Origin of the sequence: Mesorhizobium sp. M0678 (assembly GCF_040320505.1) — a bacterium.
Classification (GTDB): Bacteria; Pseudomonadota; Alphaproteobacteria; order Rhizobiales; family Rhizobiaceae; genus Mesorhizobium.
In genome coordinates this window covers 96437-118764 of sequence record NZ_JAMYPT010000015.1, presented here as the reverse complement: position 1 = coordinate 118764, position 22328 = coordinate 96437, and the positions used below count along the sequence as shown (strand labels likewise).

Genomic DNA, 22328 nt, shown 5'->3' with positions numbered 1-22328 from the left:
CCCCGGCCCAGCCCCCCTCCCTTGCGGGTCGGGTTTTGGGTGCGGTTCTGGTTGCGTTCCCCGCGCCGCGGCGCGCCCCCCGGTGGGGGGTGGGCTCTTCCCCGCGCCCGCGGTCGGGGCGGCCCCGGTCTCGGATTCCTCTTCCAGCACCAGCCAGCCATTGAAGCGTGGCGCTGCACTGGCGATGTCGATCACCGCCGCGGTATCGCAGACGCCCTTGCCGAGCATCGCCCATGTGCCGCTGGCATCGACATCCTTCAGGTGCACGTAGCAGATGCGGTCGCGATAGGTGGTGAGCGTATCGGCCATGTTCCGATGGCCACGCAAGATGTGGCCGGTATCCGGCACCCAGCCGACGAGCGACGGATCGACCAGCCCAAAGATCCGGTCGTAGTCGGCGCGATCGAAGAGCAGCGTGTTGTGGTGCGAACTCGGATGCACCGCGACCTGGACGCCCGCCTTGCGCCCTAGCTCCCCCGCCTTGTTGTAGACCTCCGCGGCGATGGCGAATTTGTCGTCGCGCGGGCCGTCGGAGACGACTGTCGCCGAGCCCATCGACACCAGCGTGTCCGGAAAGGCAGCAGCGAAGTCGATCCATCGCTTCGCGGTCTCGAGGTCGTTGCCGATCTTCTCCTTGAGCGTGAAGCCGCTCTTGGAACCGAAGGCGAAGGAGACGAGCGTCAGCCCTGACGCCTTGAGCGCGGTCGCGAACTCCGCCGGCTTGTCGGCATATCGGCCGATCATCGTGTCGGTGATCTCGATGCCGGCATAGCCGCCATCGGCGATCGCCTTCAAGAGATCGTCCGGGCCGCCGGCAAAGCGCTCTCCGAGCATTTCCCAGGTAAAGGTCTGGCAACCGACTTTCAGGTCTTTCACGATCGTCCTTTCATTCCTTGATGCCGCCCCGCGTTAGCCTTGCGGTCCTGCCGTTCGTTGAAGGCCTTGATTAGGTCGCCAAAGGTTTCCTTGCCGAAGAAGGCGGCGCTGGCAAGCTGATTTCGGAACGTGATTGCGCCCGCGCCGGTCGAATGCCGAGACCCGTGTCGAGCGCTGCGGCGCCCAGCATGCCGGCGCCGATGAGAAATTGCCGGCGATCGGCGATGGTGACGTGACCCACAGGCTTCGTAGCGGCGGTCGGCCGTTTTTCATGTCAGTCATTTCCTCCCCTGAAGGCTGCGGCCCCCAATGTTGCGCCGGCATTTTCGCATGTTCTGCAAAAATTTTACGCGCGTCAATATTTAAAGTGCTGTATAGCGGGCTGTGATTGCGGCTCGCCACCGACTCAGCAGGCCCGCCGAAGTGTCATCGCGTTGGGAGGCAGACTCGAAAATGCAAGCAAAATCACAGATTAAGCTCGGTATCGGCGTTGTCGGATGCGGCAACATCTCGATGACTTATCTGCGCAACGCGGCGCTCTTCGGCGGCGTCGAGTTGCGTGCATGCGCCGACATTTCCACCGAACTGGCGGCGCTGCGCGGCAGCGAATACGGCATCCGGACGGTCAGCGTCGACACGCTTCTAGCCGATCCGGACATCGACCTTGTCCTCAACCTGACCGTCCCGGCGGCGCATTTCGACATCTCGTTTTCGGCGCTTTCGGCGGGCAAGCATGTTTTCACCGAAAAGCCGCTGGCAACCTCGGCTAGCGACGGCGGCCGGCTTGTCGCCGAGGCGGCGAAGCGCAATCTGCTCCTAGGCTCGGCCCCCGACACTTTTCTCGGCGCAGCCGGACGGCGGGCGCGCCGCCTGATGGACGAGGGCGCGATCGGCCGCGCGGTCACCGGCACCGCCTTCATGATGGGGCGCGGAATGGAGCACTGGCATCCCAATCCGCAATTTTACTATCAGCCGGGCGCCGGCCCAATCTTCGACATGGGCCCCTATTACCTGACCATGCTGGTCAACCTGCTTGGGCCGGTGGCACGCGTGATGGCGATGGCGACTCAAGGACAGGAGGTGCGCCTTATCACTGCCGAAGGTCCCTACAGGAACACCAGTTTCAAGGTCGGCACGCCGACCAACATCCTATCGCTGCTGGAGTTCCGATCGGGCGCCACCGTCACCTTCGGAGCCTCCTGGGATGTCTTCAGACACTCCAATCACCCTATCGAACTGCACGGCACGGAAGGCTCACTGCGCCTGCCCGATCCTGACACGTTCGGCGGCACCGTATCGCTTTCGGAACGCGGCGCCGACTGGGCCGACTTCCATAGCGAGAGCGAGCTCTACGGGGGGCGCAACTGGCCTTACGCCGCGCCCGACCGCGCCAACTACCGCATGCTTGGCGTCGCCGATTTGTCGCATGCGCTGACGACGGGCAGAAAACCCCGCGCCTCCGGCGATCTCGCTTTGCATGTGCTGGAGATCATGGAGGCGATCCTCGCTTCGGGAGAAAGCCGCGAGTCCGTCGCCGTCAACCGGGCGGTCGACCAGCCGCCGCTTCTTGGCGAGGACGAGGCGACGAGCCTGCTTGCCTGAGGCGTAGGATCAGTCGATGGCTACGTTGCTTTCATCACTTCTCGATCCGGAAGCCCGGCATGTGCTCGACCTCGGCCGACAGGCTCCCGCGCGGCCGTTCGAGGCCGGCACGCCTGAAGAGGCGCGGCGCGCCTATGAGGAGAGCTTTCCCACACTGCAGGGTGAACGCGAGCCGGTCGCCTCACTGAACGAACGCTTCATCGACGGGCCTAGCGGCCCGTTGACGCTCAGGATCTATCACGGGCGACGGGCGGCCTTGGCCAGTGCCCCAGCGCTGCTTTATCTGCATGGCGGCGGCTGGGTAATCGGCAATCTCGATTCCCATGACGAGATCTGTCGCTGGTTTGCCAACATGGCGGCCTGTGTGGTCGTCTGTCCCGACTATCGGCTGGCGCCGGAACATAAATTCCCGGCCGCCATCGAGGATTGCCGCGCAGCGTTTGCCTTCATGCAAAGTGCGGCCGACGATCTCGGCATCGACGCGGAGCGGATCGCTGTCGCCGGCAACAGCGCCGGTGGCAATCTCGCTGCGGTGCTGTGCCTGATGGTGCGTAGGAGCAAGAATCCGCCGACCGTGCAATTGCTGTTCTATCCGAACACGGATGCCTCGCAGACAGCGGACAGCTATCGCCGTTTTGCTGAGGGCTATGGTCTCACCGCGGCAACGATGGCCTGGTTCCGCGACCACTATGTCAACCATGCCGGGGATATCGACGACTGGCGCGTGTCGCCGCTGAAGGTCGCCAGCCTTGCCGGCGCAGCACCAGCCTTTGTCGCGATCGCCGGTCATGACATTCTCGTTGACGAGGGTGAGGCTTACGCAAAGCGTCTGCAAGATGACGGCGTGCCTGTCGTGCTGAGGCGCTGGCCTGGCCAGATCCACGGCTTTGTCTCGATGGGCCGCCATGGTCCGGCCTCGCGGCAAGCCGTCGGCGCGGCGGTTGCCGCGTGGCGCGGCTTCGATGGAAAGCTCAGGCCGATTGACGCATAACCAGCGTCGCGTCGAGATTGACCTTAGCGGCAACCTCAGCTCCATCCTCGTTCAGCAGGGCCAGCAGCGTCTCGACGCTATATCCCGCCATGGCGGCGAAGTCCTGCGCCATGGTGGTGAGGCCTGGACATGTGTAGCGGCTCAGCGGGTGATCGTCATGAGCTGCGACACGCAGGTCGCAGTCGGCCTTGCGACCGACCTTGAGGCCTTGCGCGTAGGCGGCCGCCATCACGCCGAAGGCGAGACGGTCGTTGTTGCACAGAATGGTCTTGCCCGACAGGCCGCCATTGCCGAGCATTTTTTCCATTTGCTCGTAGCCGATCCGTTCGAAATCCCATGTGTACTCGTCGGTGTTGCCGATGACGACAGGCTCATGCCCGAGCCGCTTCATAGAAGCGATATAGCTTTTCAGTCGTTCTGGCGAGTTGTGGTTGACGTGCGGGATATCGAAATAGACCGGGGCGTCGCCGGACCGGCACAGATACTCGACGATGGTCGAGACGCTCTGGGCATTGTTGTTGCCGACGAACGGCGTTCCGCCTTCGAGATAGGTGTCGAAATAGACCACCGGTATGGCCTGCGTCAGCTTCTCCAGCGTGCGGTGGTCCGAGCGCAGGCCGAGCGGCGCGATGAGTGCACCGGAGACCTTCAGCGACAGGATGGTTCGCGTTGCCTCCACTTCGAGCTCGCGCGAGCCGTGCGAGGAGATCACGATCGGCCAGTAGCCTTCGTCGCGCAGCCTTAGTTCGATGCGGCTGACCATCTCCGAATAAAAGGGGTCGGCCACTGTCGGCACCATGATGCCGATGCTGCGGGTCCGCTTGCGGTTCAGGTTGCGTGCAAACAGATTGGGCTGGTAGTCGGACGAGCGCAGCGCCTCTTCGATACGCTGCCGTGTCGCTGGCTTGACGCTGGTCGGATCGTCGAAATATTTCGACAGCGTCGGCCTGGAGACGCCGCAAGAGCGGGCAAAATCATCCATCGTCTTGTGCGTCGTCGGCAATTCAAACGCCTCGCGTTCTGGACATCCAATCACTGGGTTGCCCTAGCGCTGCCCCAGGGTACCCGCATACGCTGCCGTGCAACGGCAAGGCAAAATTTTACAGAGAGCTTCAGCAGTTTCAACGCGTATCGCTGAATTTTTTCACGCGTAAATTTATTAGTTGACGCGAAAAGCACAAGCCATATTGACTCCGAATATCGGTTGCCGCCAGGCAGAATTGCACGCGACTGAGAGGGGTCGTTCGAGTCGGGCCCTGGGGAGAAACGCCGGGAGGTTCCGCGAGGTGAAGAAGCTGGTCTCAGCCGGCGAGATCGAGCTTCGGCGATTGACGCAGCGTCGGCACCGAGATGCTGAGGGCAGCAACAGCGCGCTTTCCAGTCTAGCGCGATATGAAGATCCTTAATGTGCTAAATTTGTCTTCGTACTCCGAAACGTCGGTTGCCAATGGGACACGCTGCCAATTCTGGGCACCACAATCCGGAAGGCACCTACACATAGCGCACTTCGACTCCCAGCTTGTCCAATCGACTGCGAATCCCATAGGGCATAGCGGTGTCGGTGATGATCAGATCGACACGTGACAACGAAAATGCCTTAGATGAGGCGCCAATATCCCATTTGCTTGAATCCGCCACAAGGATCACGCGCCTGGCCATACGAACCAGATTGCGTTTTGTGCGCGCAATGTCTTCTGAGACATCGACGACATCGAATGACTGATCGATCGCATGCGCGCTGAGGAACGCTTGGTGGGCCACAAGGCCGCCCACAGCCCTATCAAAATCCGACACGATCGTGCTGACCGTCGAGGGATAGACCCGACCGCCTATCATATGCACGTCCAGCCCAGGGCGATACATCAGATGCTGTGCAATGTTCATCGCGGTTGTGGCTACTACCACATTGTTGACCGGGGGCATCTGCATTGCGACCTGCAGCAACGTCGAGCCGCTGTCGAACACCACGGACTGGTTGTCTATGATCTGGCGCGCCGCCATCTGCGCGATACGCCGTTTGGCATCGAAATTGCGAGACATCCGCTCTTCGAAGGCCGCCGCTGGCGAATCAGCGGGCAAGGCGATCGCACCGCCATGCGTTTTGATCAACTGCTTTTTTGCATCCAGAATTTCCAGGTCGGACCTGATGGTCACCTCGGAGACGCCGAAGTTTTCCGCCAGTTGGCTGGTACGCGCCTGGCCGGTCCGCTGAAGCGCGAGCATGATCTGATGTCGCCGTTGTTCCGCAAGCATGTGTAACCCCGAATTGCTGTTTGGATAACTGCACGCCAACCTTTCGAAAATCGAATAGGAAACCGGCCTGCGTTTGAGAATTCGAGGGATACCGCCTCACCGCAGCGAACGCTAGCCGTTGCAGTTGCAACCTATATCGAAACGAAAGAAATCGAAATATTGAATATTGTTTTGCTTTCGAGTTAGGGTCCTCAACGTCAGATCAACAATTGCGAAGGGACTGCACTGATATGGGCCTTGGAACTAAAATTCGCTTGTCGCGGCTGTTCTCGCATCGATCTGGGAACCTGTTCGGTGGTGCCGTCGACCATTTCGTAGGGTACGGCAACGTCCGCGAGGGAGGCCTTGCGGATCTGCCCGGCGCGCTCAAGCGGGTGATGGCCGGAGAGCCAGATTACATCAGCATTCAACCTGGTGCGGCGCGTCATTTGTGGCCGGCTTACGCCGGCAAGGCAGCGCTGGTCATTCAGGCGGGATGCTTTACGCCCGACGATCGGATCAGTCAGTTGATCGCGACGCCCGAAGATGCAGTGCGCTATGGTGCCGATGCGCTGGCGGTCGCCATTCCGGTGCGGGGCGATACCGAGGGTCACTACATTCGTTGGCTTACCGATACGGTCAACGCGGCTGCTCGTTTCGAAATGCCGGTCGTTGCACATGTTTATCCCCGCGACTATTCAAACGGCTGCAAGATCGTCTTCACCCCCGACGAAATCGCCTACGCAGTGCGGATTGGTTTTGAGACCGGTGTTGACGTGATCAAGGTCGGATACACCGGGGACTTCGACTCATTCAAGGAAACCGTGGCAACTTGCCCGGTTCCCATCGTTATCGCCGGCGGTCCGAAGACCGAGGATCTTCTGGGCGCTCTCACCCAGACATCTGAAGCCCTGCGCGCCGGTGCGAAGGGTGCCGTCGTGGGGCGCAATCTGTGGGGGCACGGTGACACCACGATGGCAGCGCGTGCATTCAAGTGCGTCATTCACGATGGGATGGCACCGCAAGACGCTTTGGCGGCTGCGGGCACGTGAGCTGTGACCGGCAATCTGCAGGTTTTGGGCTTCGGAGCCTTGGCGATTGACGACATCATCTATGTCGACAGCCCGCTGGGTGCTGGCAAAGGGAAGGTGACAAATCGCACGAAGGACCACGGCGGCAATGTGGCGACGGCACTCGTTGCTGTCGCCAAGCTGGGGGGGCGTGCCGGTTTCATCGGCTGGCTGAGTGATCAGCCACTTACGGATGTCGGCGCCCACGAGCTTGAACGACACGGCGTCGACATATCTTTCGCGCCACGTCGTGCCGATGCCAAGCCGATCCGGTCGGTTATTACGGTCGCGCCCGATGGTGACAGGTTCATCGCCTATGATGATGATGTGCCGCACGGGACCTCCGATGCGCTGGCCGATAGCGTCCTTGCGCAAGCCCAGGTGCTGCTGATCGACCGTTACGCCACGCACGCTGACATGATTGTTGCTCGTGCCCGTAAGCTGGGTCTGGCGGTGGTGGCCGATATTGAGTGGACTGTCGGACCTGCGACCGAACGATTGATCCGCCTGTCAAATCACCTGGTATTGCCTCTGAAATTTGCCCAAACCTATACTGGCGAGGCCAAGGCGACAGCGATCCTGCGCAAGCTGTGGTCAGATGACCGCTCCGCGGTCGTGTTAACCGAAGGCGATCGAGGAGCCTATATCCGGCAAAAGGACGATGTCGTTTTGTGGCACGTTCCGGCCTACAAGGTCAGGGCAGTGGACACGACCGGCGCGGGGGATTGTTTTCATGGCGCCTATGCCTTCGCCCTTACGCAGGGAAAGCAGCCTGTCGCCTGCGCTGTTTATGCAACTGCCGCGGCCGCGATCTCAGTGACGGGCCGGGGTGGCCGCATGGCTCTGCCGGATCACAACGCCTGTGTCGCGTGGATGGCGAAAGAAAATGCACCTGTGCCCATACCGATTACGTCGCCAGACTGAGAATTCATCACTCGGATATTGCCGCTGCTGGTGGGACGTCCGAGGCGCGCGGTTAACCGCGCAGATAGCAATGCCGGTTCGATCTGCAGTCGCGCCGCGCGGAGGCTATTCGATGTTTAGGTAGCGCTGACAATAGGGAGGATGTGACGTGGCTGTTGTTGTGTTGGACAAAATTTGCAAGACCTACGGGACGAAATTCCAAGCCATCAAGGATCTTAGCCTGACGATAAACGACGGCGAGTTCCTCATTCTCGTTGGCCCTTCGGGATGCGGAAAATCGACAGCCTTGCGCATGATCGCGGGGCTGGAGGAGATCAGCAGCGGAACCCTGACCATTGGTGGAGAGAATGTTGAGGACCTAGCGCCGAAGGACCGGGATATTGCGATGGTCTTTCAGAACTATGCCCTTTATCCGCATATGACAGTGTTCGACAACATAGGCTTTTCGATGAAGCTTGCGGGGAAGAGCAAGGCCGAGCGGACGAAGCGCGTCCATGAAATAGCAAAGACCCTGCAGCTGCACACGCTGCTCGACAGTAAGCCGGCCGCGCTGTCTGGCGGACAACGCCAGAGGGTCGCCATGGGGCGCGCGATGGTGCGCGAACCGGCAGCCTTTCTCATGGATGAACCCTTGTCAAACCTCGATGCCAAGCTGCGCGTGCAAATGCGCGCGGAAATTGTCAGCCTGCAAAGACAGCTGGGGGTGACCACGATTTATGTAACACACGATCAGACCGAAGCCTTGACCATGGGCGACCGGGTTGCGGTCTTGAAAGGCGGTGTCCTTCAGCAGGTCGACACGCCAAAGACGCTGTATAATCGACCAGTCAATGCCTTCGTCGCGGGTTTCATCGGCTCGCCGTCGATGAACCTGTTCGAAGGCCGTTTGCACAATGGCAGGATCAACCTGCCGACCTTTTCGATACCGGTGCCGACGAGTGCGTTTGAGCGCTCTCCTGGTCTGAGCGCCTTCGAAGGCAAGACGCTCATTTTCGGCATACGCCCCGAGGATCTTTACGACAGCAGTCTGGAATCGGGATCGCGACATGCCACTCTACCGGCCATCGTGAAGACGACAGAGGAATTGGGATCCGAGCTTATCGTTCATTTGAAGGTCGACGCGGTTCGAATCGATTCTGGCGACCCAGATGCTGTTGAAGATCTAAGCGGCGCAGCAAATGTCGTAGCGAGGTTTGAAGCCGTCAGCGCGGTCCGGCCGGGCGCGTTGATTGATCTGGCGATCGATGCGGCCAAGTTGCACTTCTTCGATCCCCAGACGCACCTCACAATCTAGCGTGGTCCGCGATGGTTGACCCGGCTAAAGGGACGGAGGCGCAAATGTCGCTTCCGTCTTCTGGTCCATTTGCGTAGGTGACGGTAGACGCTGGCTTCGCTCTCCTGGGCAATCCGACCAGTTCTCGCTCGCCCATCACAGCTCGGGCCGTCTTCGTTGGCAATTGGTGAGACTTTGCTCGACATCGGTTCAGCGCGCGACAGCCGATTTTTCCACCGGAGGTGGAGATCGTCTTGTGCCCGGCGGCACCCTGTCATCGACAACCAAAACGATCGCCTGAACGCCTCTGAATTGCGACGTCTACGCGAGCGCGCGACCCCACCGAATGGCGTTTTTTCTCTTCGAATATACGACTTTCATTTGTTTTCTTTTTAGGGGAGTGGCTTTCATTTGTTTACGAAAATAGAGAAAGAAAGCGGCACAAGCAATGTGCACAAGGGAAAAACTACCGCCAGAGAACTTAAGAAAACCATATACCAATCAATGGCTTACATTCAGTCATAACGTCCCGGCATCCTACCCATTTTTCACGATTGCAGTTCTTGATTGACACAAAGACCCGGAAAAGAACCTAGTTTGATCGCGATCGGGAGGATCGAGCCAAACGTCGCTCCTAGGAGGAAAACATGAACGTCAGAAGATATATTGCTGCGGCCACGTCCGCTGTGGCTGTCTGGGCACTGTCTGCTACCTGCGCCTTTGCTGAGACCAATCTCGAATTCATCCAATGGTGGGAGCCGGAAATGCCCGCCGGTGCTCTGCGTAGCATCATGGACGACTTCGAAGCCAAAAACCCTGGTATCAAGGTGACGCTCGTCAGCGGTCCCTATTCCGCCACCCATGATCAGATCGTAGTCGGCGCCGCGTCGGGGACGCTCAGCGACGTCGTCGGCCTGGACGGAGCATGGGTCAATGGCCTTGCAAAGCAGGGCGCAATCGCTTCCATGGACAGCCTGATGGCTGACGCCAAATATGATCAGAGCCAGATCGCTGACATCATCAAGGTCAACGGCCAAAGCGTCATGTTCCCGCTCGCCTCGTTCGTATACCCGGTCTTCGTCAACCTCGATCTGGCCAAGGCTGCTGGTGTCGACAAGATGCCGGCCAACCGCACAGAATTCGCCGCTGCCGCGAAGAAGATGACCAATGCGGACAAGAACGAGTACGGGTGGGTGCTGCCGCTATCGCTGCAAAACCCCGGCGGCATCCAGAACGACGTGATGTCTTGGGTCTGGGCTTCCGGAGCATCGATGCTCAAGGACGGCAAGCCCGACGTGGAAAATGAGGCCGTGGTCGGTACACTCGAATACGTCAAGTCGCTACAGGACGCCGGCGTCATATCGCCAGGCATCTTTGCCAAGAAGGAACAGGACAAGGTCGAAGAGTTCGTCAACGGCCGTGTCGGAATGATGATCGACTCGCTGGCTCATATCAATCTTATCCGCCAGCGTAACCCCAATCTCAAGTTCGGTATCTCTGCGCTTCCTGCGGTCGACGGCTATACGGGTAAGCGCGGACTGCCCTATGCCTCTTGGGGCATCGGCATTAGCAACAGCACCGAGCATAAGGCAGAAGCCTGGAAGCTTGTTGAATATCTGATGAGCCCGGAAGTGAACGGCCGCCTGGTATCGCTCGCAAATGCCTTTCCGGGCAACGTGCAAGCGAAGCCTGACTTCTCGAAATCGGACCCGCTGTTCGAGGAAGCCTTCAAGATCTTCCAAAGCGGTCACTTGGCCAATGAATTCGTGGGCTTGCCGGTGGCCGAAGACCTGATGCGCGACATGAACGTCGAAGTGCAAAAGATGTTCGACGGCCAGCAAACCGCAAAGGAGGCCGCTGCCAACACGCAAAAGCAGTGGTTGGTTGACTTCGCCAAGTAGGCGCTGCTTCAGACAATTCGGCAGCGCGATAAGATCTATCGCGCTGCCGCTGCATCGGAACCGGACCATACGGTCGATGACCCAGCGGATTGTACCTCATGAGCCTCGCCAACGAAGGTTTGATCGTCGCGCGAACGAAAATGCGCAAGCGTGGCATGCTTTCTTACAAGACGAGAAAGCGGCTCACTCCGCTGTTTTATGTGGCACCCGCCACGTTTTTGTTTTGTCTACTAATGCTGTTTCCCATGATCACGGTCCTGCGCTATTCGCTGATGGACGGCGCAATCATGAAAAAGGACGCTGCTTTCATAGGGTTGCAGAACTACGAGACGATCTTCACAGATCCAGTCTTCTGGCAGTCGGTCGGGCAGACCCTCTATTTCACAGTGATGAGCGTCATTTTCCACCTTCTAATCGGCCTGGCCTTCGCCCTGTTGCTGAACACCCAACGCGTCCATCCGATGATTAGAAGCATCCTGCGTGTTCTCTACATATTGCCCTGGCTCTTTACGGCAGTGATCATCGCAATCATCTGGCGGCTGCTTTTGGATCCCAATGGCGTGGTCAACAGCATTCTGATGACGCTCCATATCGTCAACTCCAAGGTCGAGTGGTTCTCCTCGACGAAAACCGCGATCCATGCGTTGACGTTTGCGAACATCTGGGCGGGATACCCCCTATATATGGTCAGCTTGCTCGCCGGTCTCCAGGGCATCCCCAAGGACCTTTACGAAGCCGCCGGCATCGATGGCGCCAATGAGTTCCAAAAGTTTCGGTACATTACGATCCCGCAGCTGATGCCGATCATCATCAGCATCGCCCTGCTGGATTTTATCTGGACGATGCAAGTCTTCCCCCTGGTCTGGATGACGACGGGCGGTGGACCGATCCATTCGACCGAGGTGCTGAGCACGTATACCTATAAGCTTGCGTTTTCGAGTTACGAATTTTCACAGGCTTCGGCGAGCGCGATCTTCATCTTGATCATCTCGATGGGCGCGACTTACTTCTACATCAAACACCAGAAGGCCAGGTGACCGGCAATGGCAAAGCGCTCCTTCAAAAGCACCGTTTTGCCGACCGTACTGACATATCTCGGGCTCGCGGCCGGTCTGGTCTTTGCAGGCTTTCCAATCCTGTGGATGTTTTTCACTTCGTTGAAATCGAACACCGAGATCTTTGCCCTGCCGCCGAGACTGCTGCCCGACCATTTCACGAACGTAGCCTATCTTTCGATCTTCAATGATCCGACCAAGGTGCGCTTCTTTCTCAACAGCTACCTGGTCGCGGGAGTGGTAACCCTTCTGACGTTGCTGATCGCCATTCTGACGGCCTATGGCTTCAGCCGCTATTCATTCCGGCTTAAGAATACCCTTAACGTCTTCATCATCAGCACACAGACCGTACCGCCGATCACGCTTCTGATCCCCTATTTCGGCATGGTCGTCGCCTTCGGCATTTTCAACACCTATTTCGCGCTGATTCTAACCTACATGGTATTCACCCTGCCTTACGCAATCCTTCTGATGACCGGCTATCTCAATACCCTGCCAAAGGAACTCGATGAGGCAGTGCTGGTCGATGGGGGGTCAAGTTGGACAGCGCTGTGGCGTGTGATTATCCCTCTTTCAGTCCCCGGCGTCGTCGCGACCGCGGTCTATACGTTTCTGTTGGCGTGGAACGAGTTCCTTTTTGCGCTTACTTTGACGAAGTCGACGGACATGCGGACCGTTCCGATCGGTATCGAGTTGCTTATGGGCCAACATGCGTTCGAATGGAACGAGATGATGGCGATGAGCGTGCTGGGATCACTCCCGCTTCTGATCCTGTATCTGATTGCACAACGTTACTTCCTCGCGGGCCTGGCCGCCGGGTCGGTGAAGAGCTGAGCAAACTGACTGCCAGTTCGCTGTTCGCTGCTGAACACATCAACCCATTCCGGCCCCGAAGGTCCGGTCTTTGACAGCGCCAGCGCTATGCCAAATCCTGCACGTCGAGGGTCGTGCAGGCCGAAGGCGGCGACTGATCGCGCTCGACATCTCTCCCGCGGTTTCCCAACTGTTTCGCCCCGATGGCCCGGCGCTGACGCCGCTGCCGTCGACCTGAGTGGCGCACTCGGAAGTTGAATCCGACTGCTGACCAAGCCGGCTTCTAGCCTGGCCTCGGCATCCCCTGCCTTGTCGATTCCGCCATCTGATGCCGCGATAGCTCGACACCGGTCTGCTGCAATGCAGCACATCAAAACCCGCGGCACACCATTTTAAATCTTGACGGGTGTCAAATTGTTATAAAACATCCGGAAACGCTGACAAGGCATCGATCAGCGCGGCTGGAAGTGACGAAAGCCGGCGTCGGCGGTCCTGTGACGCGGACATACGGGCCGCTCTATGGCGATGCCTTCTCCAATGAGCTCGAAACCTTCCATCGCCACATCATGCACGGCACCAAACCTCTGACCGATCTCGCGGACTCTCGTCGCGACTTGGCGCTGATGGCGGAGATCATTGATCGCATGAAACAGACTACGGGGATTATGCGCTGATGCTGCCCTTTCATTGAGGGTAGATAGTACGAGGAGATTGCATTGGCTCCCGGCTGGCGGGTCTAGGCTTTTCCGGCTCGCGGTCTATCCGCCAACCATCAGCTTGACGACTTCGTCATGGTTGGTTTCCGATATCTTGCGCTCGCCGGCCTGGACGCCGCGCCGCAGTACGACGATGCGGTCGGAAACGGCGAAGATATCCTGCAGATTGTGCGAGATGAAGATCACGCCTCGCCCTTGCGCCTTGAGTTGGTGGATGAGCGAAATGACCTTGCGCTGCTCCGGTACACCGAGGGCCGCGGTCGGTTCGTCCATGATCAGGATCTGCGCGTCCCAATAGACGGCCCGGCCGATGGCAACAGCCTGCCGTTGACCGCCGGAGAAATTGCTGACCGGGGCATCGAGCCGGCTCACATGGAAATCCAACCGCCCCATGGTCTTCTTGGCGGCGACGGCCATGGCCTTGCGATCGAGCACCGGCAAGAAGCCGAAGGCCTTGCGCATGGGTTCACGGCCGAGAAAGATATTGGCGCCGATGGACAAATTGTCGGCGAGAGCGAGATCCTGATAGATAGTTTCGATGCCTTTTTCGCGCGCCTCATGCGGCGTCGCAAATGTCACCGGCTGACCCCTCAGCAGAATTTCACCGCCCGTCGGCTGAAAGACGCCCGATATCGCCTTGATCAGCGTCGTCTTGCCGGCGCCGTTGTCGCCCGCCAGGGCCACCACTTCGCCCGGCCGCACGACCATGGAGAAATCGTTGAGCGCCCGGACGGCGCCGAAGTGCTTGGAAAGGTTCCGGACTTCCAGGAGGGGAGTGGTCTGGCCTGGGCTATTCATCCTGACGGGCTCCACTGAACCGGCGCTGCGCCTGGTCGATGAGAACGGAAATGATGATGACGACGCCGACAGCGATGAACTGCCAGAAGGGCTCGACATTGACGAAAACCAGCCCGTACTGAATGACCGCGATCACCAGCGCACCGGCGACCGTCCCGAAGATCGTGCCCGATCCACCGAACAGGCTGGCGCCGCCGATCACGACGGCTGCGACGCTGTCGAGCAGCAACGGCTCGCCGGCCTGGGCCGCGCCAGCGGTGAAGCGCGCTGCATAGAGGGCACCACCGAGGCCTGCGCACATCGCCGAAAGCACATAGAGGCGCAGGATATGGCCTCTGATGTCGATGCCGGCACGACGAGCCGCCTGCACATTGGCGCCGATGGCGTAGTTGTGCTGGCCGAACCGGGTCTGGCTCAAGATGTAGTGCATCGCGACGACGAAAACGGCTGCAATGACGACGAGATAAGGCACACCGTAGAACCTGCCGTTGCCGAGCAGCGCGAACCAGGAATTCTGGACCGGCACCGTCGTGCCGCCGGCGAGCAGGAAAGCAGCGCCGCGCGCCACGCCAAACATGCCAAGCGTGCCGATGAAGGGCGGAATTCTGAGGCGCGAGATTAGCAAGCCGTTGATCATGCCAGGGACTCCCGCGACGATCACGGCCGCCAGAATGCCGACCATCATGGCCAGAGGCACCGGCATGGCGGCGCCAGCCAGATTCGTGGCATGGGCCGCGACAACAGCAGCAAGGCCCATGATGAAGCCCAGCGAGAGGTCGATGCCTCCCGAAATGATGACGAATGTCTGTCCGGTCGCAAGCAGCAACGGCGCCACGGCAAATATCGCAATCGATTGCACGTTGAACGGGTTGAGCACGAAGGTCGCGCCGAAGGAGGCCCTCGACCAAACCTCGAAACAGATGATCAGGCCGGCGAGAAACAGCCAGGCGCGCCCTTCGGCGATGCGTCCGAGCCAGGTCCTGGCCGGATCACCATGGTCGGCCTGAGGGGCGACATGGGTTTCGCTCTGCTCGGTTGGTGATGTTGAAGTCATGGATACATCCGATCCGCAGCGCGGTCTCCGTCAACAGGTCCCAGAGACCCGGCGCAGGTCTCCTCCCGGCAAGCCGGAAGGAGACCAAGCTGGTTGGCATCATTCGGAATAGAGGTATCTCATTCGGAATAGAGGTACTTCGAGATATTCGGGTCCGCGATGTTTGACTTGTCCATGATCGTAAAGCCGGTGCCGATCGCAACCGGGATCGACTGGCCGGTCAGGTGGGCATAGGCCGAAACGACACCAAAATAGCCGATCTCGGCCGGATGTTGGGCAATCGCAACGTCCACCAAGCCGGTGTTGATGTTGTCGACGATGCTCACCGGTGCGTCGAACGCGACGACCTTGATGGTGCCGCTTTGCCCTGCCTGCTTGACGCCGTTCGCCGCGCCGATCGCCGAGAACAGATTTGCACCGAACACACCAACGAGATCGGAGTTGCGCGCGAACGTCGCTTGGAGCTGCGAGGCAGCCTTGTTGGCGTCGTCGTCATTGAACTGCGTCTCGAGCACGGTGATGTCCGGATGCTTCCCCATTTCCTTCTTGAAGCCCTCTTCACGCTGATCGGTGGTCGAAATGCCGGGCTTGACGTTCGAAACATAGACCTTGCCCTTGCCGCCAATGGCCTTGACCAATGCCCGCGCGGCGATCTCGCCGCCCAGAATGTTGTCGGAAGCAATATAGGACAGCGGGAAATCCGCCTCACCGGCACCGGTCTGGTAGACGCCGCTGCCGATGAAAGTGTCGACGGTGATCACCGGGATGCCGGCATCATTGGCCTTGCGGAGCGGCTCGACCAATTGAACCTTGTCGGTTGGCGCGATCAGGATCGCGTCTGGCTTCTTAGCGATGACCGCGTCAAGCACGGGAACTTGCGTTACCGGATTGAAATCCGAAGCGCCCTGGAACACCAGGGTCACGCCAAGGGCATCGGCCGCCGCCTGGGCGCCTTTGCGCATGGTGATGTAGAAGCCGTCGGTGGTAAGGCCCGGAACGAGAGCAACGGTGAACTTCTTGTCCTGCGCCAAAGCGGGCGTGATCAGCGCCGTTGCGCAGATGGCGAGAGCCGCCAGGGCGGCAACGATCTTCTTCATAACATCCTCCTCATAATGTTGGCAGATTTGCCGTTGCGATTGATATCGGGAATGGCCGTCAATCTGTCAGGCTACAAATCGTAATGCGCTGACGGCCGGGAAACGGGTTTCGCCTGCTTGCTGTTACGGGCAGGTCCTCCCAAGGCGCCCCAGTCATTAGATCAGCCAGTCGAAACCGACCAGCCCTGATGCCCGCAGTCCCATTTCCTCACATCCGCAAGGTCCAGAGAACCGCGCCGCTCGGCGCGCATGCGCGCCTAGCTGTAAGGTTGTAACACTTTGCTGAAAGAAGTTGCAACCGGGTACTTCCCTGGCCGGAACGCTTTTCAAACCGGACAACATCTGTCTGCTCCGCAGGGCCCGCACGGCAGACTATTGCCCCCAAGTCCCTGACGAGACAACAGGCGATTTCGCAGCGCCAGGGTCACGGACCGCGTGGCGTCGATCGGTTCAGGATCGATCAGGCGCGCCGGATGTCGCGCATCCGCCTTCTATCGAGGCACGAGAGCCACGAGGATGGCTTGCGCCGTTTTCGTGTCCGTTATCAGGGCATTGATGAGTCTCGCGCGGACGGCACCGATGATGGCCGTCGCCTTCTCCTGCGAGGCGGCAACGCCGATGACCAAGGGGACGGCTCGAAGCTGGGCCGGCGACATTGCGATCATCCGGCCCTCCCCTTCCCACGGGATAAGGGTGCCTTCGGCGTCGAAGTAATGGCGGATGACGTCTCCAGCCGCATGAAACAGGGCCTGTTCGCTCAATGTGGCCGCGCTCGCCTCGGGCGGGTTGATGGCATGGGGCAGGCCGATGCCGACGATCGCAACGTCGGTCCGGTCCCAAAGCGCGACGCTGTCGCGGATGGCCGCATCGCCAAGGAAGACCTCACGCAATTCGGTGGACGGCAGATAGGGCGCATGAATGAAATGCGGTGTCCCGCCGAACTCTTCGGCGGCCAGCCGTACAAACTCGTTGATCTGGAAATGCGCCGCCTGCTGCTGCATGCCGCCGGTGGCAGCGACGGTAAGGACCCCGGGAATGCGCGGTAGGCCTGCCCGGATCACCTCGCGGATGGCTCGCCCCCAGCCAACGGCAACCACCGAGCCGGCCGTCAGTTCCGCTTGCTTGAGCAAGGCGCCGAGCGGTGCGGCGAGCGCCGTCAGCGCCCCGGCTGCTGGCGTTTCGACGACCGCGGCGTCGCGCAGCCCCAACCCGTCAATCAACTGCCTGGTGATGTCCTCGGGCGTCACAAGGTCGAGAACCTCGATCCGCACGATGCCCTCTGCCCTCGCCCGCTGCAGCAGACGCGATATGGTGGCGGTGGAGACACCGAGCCGGCGCGCGATATCGACCTGCGGCATCTCCGCCTCGTAGTGCATTTTGGCGACCGTATGCAGCATCGTCCGCGATGCGGCCGCGTCTTGTACGGGAGGGACAGACAGCTTGCAATTCCTTTCAGCAATGTGTTACAGACCCATCAACCGATGGGAGTTATCGCGCAATTCCGGCAGACTCGCAACTCGGGTTCGTTTCCACCGAACGTTGCGGCCAAGCCAGATTTCCCGGTTCGATAGCGCATCAAAGCGGCAAACCTTCCTGCCGGCAGGCAGGCAAAAACTGAACATTTCTTGTTCCACGGATCTGCGCCCTGGTGAATGGGCGCCAACATCGGACAAAAGACCATGACAAAGATGACGACGGCGGAGTTGCGGGGCTATCAGCAGATATGCGGCAAGGACGGGGCCATGATGGCCATCGCCTGTGACCAGCGCGGCGGCATGCGGACCTTGTTGGCGTCGGACCCTGCCGAACAGGCCAAGATCACCAACGACATGCTCGGCGACACCAAGGCGGACATCACGCGATACCTCGCCAGCCAGGCATCCTGCGTGCTGCTCGACCCGCTCTGCGCGGTGCCGCGGGTTGTCGATGAAGGGGTGCTGAACCGAGATACGGCTCTGCTCATCGGCCTCGACGCCTCGGGCTTCGACGTCTCGCCCGCCGGCTACCGCCTGTCGCGCCTCGTCCCCGACATCGACGCACGCCGCGTCCGCGAACTCGGTGGCACCGGCGGCAAGATCATGGTCTATCTCAGGGCCGACAGACCGGAGGCGAACGAGCATAACGTCGCCATTCTGCGCCAGTGCATCGCCGACTTCGGGGGAGAGGACCTGCTGCTCGTCGTCGAATTCCTGACCTACCAACTCGAAGGCGAAAGCCTTGAAGATTATGCGGCCAAGATCCCCTGGCTTGTCGAAGAGGGCACACGGATATCGCTGGAATGTGGGGCAAAGGTCCTCAAGCTTCCTTATCCCGGAACGCCGGAAGCCTGCGCCAGGATCACCAGCATGGCTGGCGAGGTGCCGTGGGCGGTCCTCTCCGCCGGCGTCAACCACACGACCTTCCTGGGCCAGGTCGAGATCGCGATGAAGAACGGCGCGTCAGGCGTGATCGCCGGCCGGTCGCTGTGGAAGGACTGCATCTCGCTGGACCGCGATATTCAGCGTGAAAGGCTTAAGACCATCGCAGTGTCGAGATTGCACGAGCTTCAGGCAGTGATCGGAAACTACCGGCAGAAAGCCGCTTAGCCATTCGCCGTTCACACCGGGCACACACGGGACGTCATGCCTCATAGTTCGATGGCCATCGGGATCGATATCGGCGGCACCAATCTGCGCGCCGCCCGCATTTCCGGCACAGGCGAAATCCTTGACCGCATGTCGGAAAAGAGCGCGCTGGACCCGGCGCTCATGCTCTCCCGGATCGCCGAGATGGCGCGCCGGCTCGATTCTCCAGAGGTTGCCGCCATCGGCATCGGCGTCCCGGGACGCGTCGATGCGCGGCGTCGCGCCGTCTTGTCCGGAGGCTATGTCAACCTCGCCTCGGTCTCCCCGGCACAACGGTTGGAAAGCCTGGCGGGCAAGCCCGTCGTGATCGACAACGATTGCAACATGGCACTGGTCGCCGAGATGGCTCGAGGCGCCGCCATGGGTCACGAAAACATCGTGATGTTCACCATCGGCACCGGCATTGGCGGCGCCGTCGTACAGGACCGGCGGATCGTGCGCGGCAAGGGGACGGCGGGGCAGCTCGGCCATATCGCCGTCGATATCAACGGCGAAGCCTGCGTCTGCGGCCGGCGCGGCTGCGTTGAAACCACCAGCTCCGGTACAGCACTTGGCCGTCACATCTCACGCGCAGGCCTCGGTCCGGATATCTCGGTCGATCAGCTTTTCGCCCGGGATGCGAGCGGCGACACGCCAGTGCGCGGGATACTGGAAGCCTGGGCCAGACCGTTGCGTGCGGCAATCGATACAGCGGTGGCGATGTTCGCCCCCGATCTGGTGCTGCTCGGCGGCGGACTTGGCCAGGCGGCCCATCAGGCGCTTGCCAAGGCTCCGGCCTTGGCTCCCTGGTACCAATGCCCTGTTGAACCGGCGCAACTCGGCGACGACGCCGGCGTCATCGGCGCCGGTCTGCAAGCGCTGGCAGGGCAGGCGGCGGTTACGGCCTCGCCGGTGACCTCGCCATCCGCTGGACTCAACCCGGGCCGGCGTGCCGTGCCCGGCCAGCGCGCCGTGCTCGTCAACGGCATCCCCGCCAGCGGCAAAAGCACGGTCTCGCGCGGTATCGCCGACCGCCTAGGGTGGCCATTGCTTACGCTCGATACCATTAAGAACCCGTTCCTCGAAGTGCTCGGCGGCGGCGATCGTGAATTCAACCGCTCGCTCGGTCGCGCCAGTTATGAAGCCATCTGGTCGGTCGTCGGCGAAGCTCCCGCGGGCACAACAGTTGTCGTCGATGCCTGGTTCGGCTTCCAGCCGCGCCAGGTGCTCGAGGATCACCTGCGAAGGGCTGGTGTCGAGCGGACCGCCGAAATCTGGTGTCATGCACCCGGCGAGGTTCTTGCCGAGCGCTATCGCGCACGGCTCGACCAGCGTCCCGCTGGCCACCCCGGGGCGGCCTATGTCCCCGAGCTGATCGAGCTGGCCAAGCGCGCCGAGCCGCTGCGGCGTGGACCGCTCTTTGATGTCGATACGACGAAACCAATCGCTTTCGATGCCATCACGCAATGGCTGCGGGCGACGATTGACACATAGGCAGGCGAAGCTTGCGCGCCTGAAATGATGATCCGCGCGCGACTTGTCCGCGGCGTGATTCACTCGTGCTCTTGATTTTGATGCCGGGAGCGGAAGCTCGCGCTGAATCGAGGTGACATGGATGACCACGCCCGAGCCTTGCTCCATCATCGGCAACAGGGCAGATCAAGCAGGGTTCATCGGCTTCGCGCGAGGATGATTTGGAACGACGGGAAGACCAAAGACGTTCGTGCATATTGCATCCGCCAGCCACAGGTCTAACGCTTGCTATTCTCAGTAGTTCGAGGCGTACCATGTTTCGCAACTCGGGCATCATTTCTCTGCCTCGCCCGCTTGAGCGTCGTGTGGACACTCTTGCCCAGTCGTTCATGCGCCAGCGGCTCGGATCTCAGATGGACTTCTCGACTCCGGAAGGCGAGCCGGCGCTGTTACCACCCAACTCGGTGTCCTGGCGCATTTTTAAGAACCCTGTTGCGGTGTTCATCGGCGGGGTAACGGCGGTGCTGCTCGAATTGGCAGAGCCGCGGGTTCGCGACGCCATTTGGCAGCACAGCAGCTTCCGCTCTCTCGCGCTCCGACGATTGCAGCGTACGGGCCTCGCTGCCTTGGTCACGGTCTACGGCCCCCGATCCAAGGCTAAGGCCATGATTGAAGATGTGGTCAGGATGCATGGGCGCGTTTCAGGTCGAACCAGCGAAGGCGAGCCATACCACGCCACCGACCCGGAGCTGCTGGACTGGGTGCAAGCGACGGCCGCGTTTGGTTTCATGGAGGCCTATCACATCTATGTGCATCGTCTGCATTTTTTCGAACGGGACGCGATGTTTGCTGAGGCTCGCCCCGTCGCACTTCTCTATGGGGCCGTCGGCGCGCCCACGTCTCAGGCCGAGCTTTACGCGCTGTTCGACGTGATGAGGCAAAGACTCGTCGCGTCGCCGATCGTCTCGGAGTTCCTGCAGATCATGGAAGAAGTTCCCGCCTTGCCGGGAGTTGCTCGACCCCTTCAGCGGCCGCTTCTGAAGGCGGCCGTCGAGATCCTACCCCAATGGGTCCGCAAGCGGTTGGAACTCGGCGACCGCTGGACCTTGAAGCCGTGGGAGCGTGCTGTTGTGAAGACGACGGCTGCAATTTGCGACAGCACCGCGCTTCATTCATCACCAGCCGTCCAGTCGTGCCGCCGCCTCGGCCTTTCCGAGAGCTATCTCTATCGCCGAACGGCATCCGAAAACTTACACAGAACCGGACAGTGTTCCTTGACCTAAATGTCAGGCCCGCGTCGTGCAGACGTTCAGCTTCTAGTTAACGCGTCTTGAAGGCACGAACTCGATAGCCCACTGGACGGTGGGGCGTGACGGAGGCCCGCCAAGCAGATGCGAACAAACTACCGGACGGCTGCCGGCAACAGTGAAGCCGTGGTACCGTCAAAACCGGCATGGGCCGGCTCGTGGCCGGAGCCGCCGCCCGAGATGACCGTGTAGCCCTTCTCGGTGACTGTCAAAGTCACGATCCTGATCCGCGGGTCAAAGAGCGCCTCCAGCAGCTGAGCGGGGCCCTCCGGTGCGACAAGAATATGGCCGATAGAACCGACTATCCGAAGGCTCGTCTGTTCATCTTGACGACTGACAACTGTGTACAAACCATCTTGGGGAGCAAGCGCGTCCCGCGTGTCCGAACTCCGGGGGAGGCTGCAATGATGCCCCAATCGAGTTGTCCCGCGGCCAAGCAATCACCGTATAGATTGCCTGATGGGCCCTGTGGAAGTTGCCGATACCGAGATGCACGATTCCGGGCGTCACACTCCGTCGATCGTACCGATGAATTTGGACACC

20 protein-coding genes and 1 pseudogene are annotated in these 22328 nt (G+C 60.3%); 12 read left to right on the top strand and 9 right to left on the bottom strand.

Annotated elements, in window-relative coordinates:
- Window positions 1-834: sugar phosphate isomerase/epimerase family protein (locus tag NKI29_RS23965; protein WP_352797400.1), on the bottom strand; the 834-nt coding region annotated here is incomplete at its 3' end.
- Between the two features lie 495 nt (window positions 835-1329).
- Between NKI29_RS23965 and NKI29_RS23960 the strand changes: the two genes are divergently transcribed.
- Complete coding sequence (locus NKI29_RS23960; protein ID WP_352797395.1) at window positions 1330-2478, top strand: Gfo/Idh/MocA family protein; 1149 nt, start codon at window positions 1330-1332, stop codon at window positions 2476-2478.
- A 16-nt stretch (window positions 2479-2494) separates the two neighbouring features.
- Window positions 2495-3469 (top strand): alpha/beta hydrolase, encoded by a 975-nt coding sequence (locus tag NKI29_RS23955; protein WP_352797393.1) that lies wholly within the window; start codon window positions 2495-2497, stop codon window positions 3467-3469.
- Here NKI29_RS23955 and NKI29_RS23950 read toward each other — a convergent pair.
- The gene (locus tag NKI29_RS23950) at window positions 3450-4451 is read right to left on the bottom strand and encodes a LacI family DNA-binding transcriptional regulator (protein ID WP_352637592.1); all 1002 of its coding nucleotides are present in this window, start codon (window positions 4449-4451) and stop codon (window positions 3450-3452) included. The two genes, NKI29_RS23955 and NKI29_RS23950, sit on opposite strands and share 20 nt — an antisense overlap.
- 509 nt (window positions 4452-4960) lie before the next feature.
- A complete protein-coding gene (locus tag NKI29_RS23945) occupies window positions 4961-5722 on the bottom strand; it encodes a DeoR/GlpR family DNA-binding transcription regulator (RefSeq protein ID WP_023680295.1) in 762 nt (253 codons plus the stop codon).
- 230 nt (window positions 5723-5952) lie between these two features.
- On the opposite strand from NKI29_RS23945, the gene NKI29_RS23940 reads away from it, so the two are divergent.
- The 7 genes from NKI29_RS23940 to NKI29_RS23910 all read left to right on the top strand — a co-directional run bounded on the left by NKI29_RS23940 (window position 5953) and on the right by NKI29_RS23910 (window position 13411).
- Entirely contained in the window at window positions 5953-6753 is an 801-nt protein-coding gene (locus NKI29_RS23940; RefSeq protein ID WP_352457857.1) for a beta/alpha barrel domain-containing protein, read from the top strand.
- 3 nt (window positions 6754-6756) lie between these two features.
- Window positions 6757-7695, top strand: a complete 939-nt coding sequence (locus NKI29_RS23935) for a PfkB family carbohydrate kinase (protein WP_352797391.1) — start codon at window positions 6757-6759, stop codon at window positions 7693-7695.
- 148 nt (window positions 7696-7843) lie between these two features.
- Window positions 7844-8989, top strand: coding sequence for an ABC transporter ATP-binding protein (locus NKI29_RS23930; protein WP_352457855.1), 1146 nt, complete (start codon window positions 7844-7846; stop codon window positions 8987-8989).
- 626 nt (window positions 8990-9615) lie between these two features.
- Entirely contained in the window at window positions 9616-10869 is a 1254-nt protein-coding gene (locus NKI29_RS23925; RefSeq protein ID WP_023680291.1) for an ABC transporter substrate-binding protein, read from the top strand.
- 98 nt (window positions 10870-10967) lie between these two features.
- Entirely contained in the window at window positions 10968-11906 is a 939-nt protein-coding gene (locus NKI29_RS23920) for a carbohydrate ABC transporter permease (RefSeq protein ID WP_023680290.1), read from the top strand.
- A gap of 6 nt (window positions 11907-11912) precedes the next feature.
- Entirely contained in the window at window positions 11913-12758 is an 846-nt protein-coding gene (locus tag NKI29_RS23915; protein ID WP_352457854.1) for a carbohydrate ABC transporter permease, read from the top strand.
- A 446-nt stretch (window positions 12759-13204) separates the two neighbouring features.
- Window positions 13205-13411, top strand: a complete 207-nt coding sequence (locus NKI29_RS23910; RefSeq protein ID WP_352457853.1) for a hypothetical protein — start codon at window positions 13205-13207, stop codon at window positions 13409-13411.
- Window positions 13412-13495: 84 nt separating this feature from the next.
- On the opposite strand, the gene NKI29_RS23905 is transcribed toward NKI29_RS23910, so the two are convergent.
- The 4 genes from NKI29_RS23905 to NKI29_RS23890 all read right to left on the bottom strand — a co-directional run bounded on the left by NKI29_RS23905 (window position 13496) and on the right by NKI29_RS23890 (window position 17799).
- The gene (locus NKI29_RS23905; RefSeq protein WP_352571728.1) at window positions 13496-14251 is read right to left on the bottom strand and encodes an ATP-binding cassette domain-containing protein; all 756 of its coding nucleotides are present in this window, start codon (window positions 14249-14251) and stop codon (window positions 13496-13498) included.
- The gene (locus NKI29_RS23900) at window positions 14244-15305 is read right to left on the bottom strand and encodes an ABC transporter permease subunit (protein WP_352457852.1); all 1062 of its coding nucleotides are present in this window, start codon (window positions 15303-15305) and stop codon (window positions 14244-14246) included. Before NKI29_RS23900 ends, NKI29_RS23905 begins: the two co-directional genes overlap by 8 nt.
- Before the next feature lie 119 nt (window positions 15306-15424).
- Complete coding sequence (locus NKI29_RS23895) at window positions 15425-16402, bottom strand: ABC transporter substrate-binding protein (RefSeq protein WP_352571727.1); 978 nt, start codon at window positions 16400-16402, stop codon at window positions 15425-15427.
- Window positions 16403-16893: 491 nt separating this feature from the next.
- Window positions 16894-17799, bottom strand: coding sequence for a sugar-binding transcriptional regulator (locus NKI29_RS23890; RefSeq protein ID WP_352571726.1), 906 nt, complete (start codon window positions 17797-17799; stop codon window positions 16894-16896).
- A gap of 282 nt (window positions 17800-18081) precedes the next feature.
- Between NKI29_RS23890 and NKI29_RS23885 the strand changes: the two genes are divergently transcribed.
- Entirely contained in the window at window positions 18082-18987 is a 906-nt protein-coding gene (locus NKI29_RS23885) for a tagatose-bisphosphate aldolase (protein WP_352797388.1), read from the top strand.
- 36 nt (window positions 18988-19023) lie between these two features.
- On the top strand, window positions 19024-20499 hold the full coding sequence (locus NKI29_RS23880; protein WP_352797386.1) for an ROK family protein: 1476 nt from the start codon (window positions 19024-19026) through the stop codon (window positions 20497-20499).
- A gap of 84 nt (window positions 20500-20583) precedes the next feature.
- Here the strand turns inward: NKI29_RS23880 and NKI29_RS23875 are convergent.
- Window positions 20584-20661 (bottom strand): annotated as a pseudogene (locus NKI29_RS23875) (short-chain dehydrogenase); the annotation flags it as partial.
- Between the two features lie 131 nt (window positions 20662-20792).
- Here NKI29_RS23875 and NKI29_RS23870 point away from each other — a divergent pair.
- A complete protein-coding gene (locus NKI29_RS23870) occupies window positions 20793-21761 on the top strand; it encodes an oxygenase MpaB family protein (RefSeq protein WP_352797384.1) in 969 nt (322 codons plus the stop codon).
- A 119-nt stretch (window positions 21762-21880) separates the two neighbouring features.
- Here NKI29_RS23870 and NKI29_RS33490 read toward each other — a convergent pair whose 3' ends face one another.
- Entirely contained in the window at window positions 21881-22003 is a 123-nt protein-coding gene (locus tag NKI29_RS33490) for a hypothetical protein (RefSeq protein WP_502894702.1), read from the bottom strand.
- Window positions 22004-22328 lie beyond the last annotated feature (325 nt).

What these genes read in the sequence shown, in the direction of transcription:
- NKI29_RS23960 (WP_352797395.1), top strand. Translation starts at nt 1,330, where the DNA reads ATGCAAGCAAAATCACAGATTAAGCTCGGTATCGGCGTTGTCGGATGC.
- NKI29_RS23955 (WP_352797393.1), top strand. Translation starts at nt 2,495, where the DNA reads ATGGCTACGTTGCTTTCATCACTTCTCGATCCGGAAGCCCGGCATGTG.
- NKI29_RS23950 (WP_352637592.1), bottom strand. Translation starts at nt 4,451, where the DNA reads ATGGATGATTTTGCCCGCTCTTGCGGCGTCTCCAGGCCGACGCTGTCG.
- NKI29_RS23945 (WP_023680295.1), bottom strand. Translation starts at nt 5,722, where the DNA reads ATGCTTGCGGAACAACGGCGACATCAGATCATGCTCGCGCTTCAGCGG.
- NKI29_RS23940 (WP_352457857.1), top strand. Translation starts at nt 5,953, where the DNA reads ATGGGCCTTGGAACTAAAATTCGCTTGTCGCGGCTGTTCTCGCATCGA.
- NKI29_RS23925 (WP_023680291.1), top strand. Translation starts at nt 9,616, where the DNA reads ATGAACGTCAGAAGATATATTGCTGCGGCCACGTCCGCTGTGGCTGTC.
- NKI29_RS23920 (WP_023680290.1), top strand. Translation starts at nt 10,968, where the DNA reads ATGAGCCTCGCCAACGAAGGTTTGATCGTCGCGCGAACGAAAATGCGC.
- NKI29_RS23915 (WP_352457854.1), top strand. Translation starts at nt 11,913, where the DNA reads ATGGCAAAGCGCTCCTTCAAAAGCACCGTTTTGCCGACCGTACTGACA.
- NKI29_RS23905 (WP_352571728.1), bottom strand. Translation starts at nt 14,251, where the DNA reads ATGAATAGCCCAGGCCAGACCACTCCCCTCCTGGAAGTCCGGAACCTT.
- NKI29_RS23900 (WP_352457852.1), bottom strand. Translation starts at nt 15,305, where the DNA reads ATGACTTCAACATCACCAACCGAGCAGAGCGAAACCCATGTCGCCCCT.
- NKI29_RS23895 (WP_352571727.1), bottom strand. Translation starts at nt 16,402, where the DNA reads ATGAAGAAGATCGTTGCCGCCCTGGCGGCTCTCGCCATCTGCGCAACG.
- NKI29_RS23890 (WP_352571726.1), bottom strand. Translation starts at nt 17,799, where the DNA reads ATGCTGCATACGGTCGCCAAAATGCACTACGAGGCGGAGATGCCGCAG.
- NKI29_RS23885 (WP_352797388.1), top strand. Translation starts at nt 18,082, where the DNA reads ATGACAAAGATGACGACGGCGGAGTTGCGGGGCTATCAGCAGATATGC.
- NKI29_RS23880 (WP_352797386.1), top strand. Translation starts at nt 19,024, where the DNA reads ATGCCTCATAGTTCGATGGCCATCGGGATCGATATCGGCGGCACCAAT.
- NKI29_RS23870 (WP_352797384.1), top strand. Translation starts at nt 20,793, where the DNA reads ATGTTTCGCAACTCGGGCATCATTTCTCTGCCTCGCCCGCTTGAGCGT.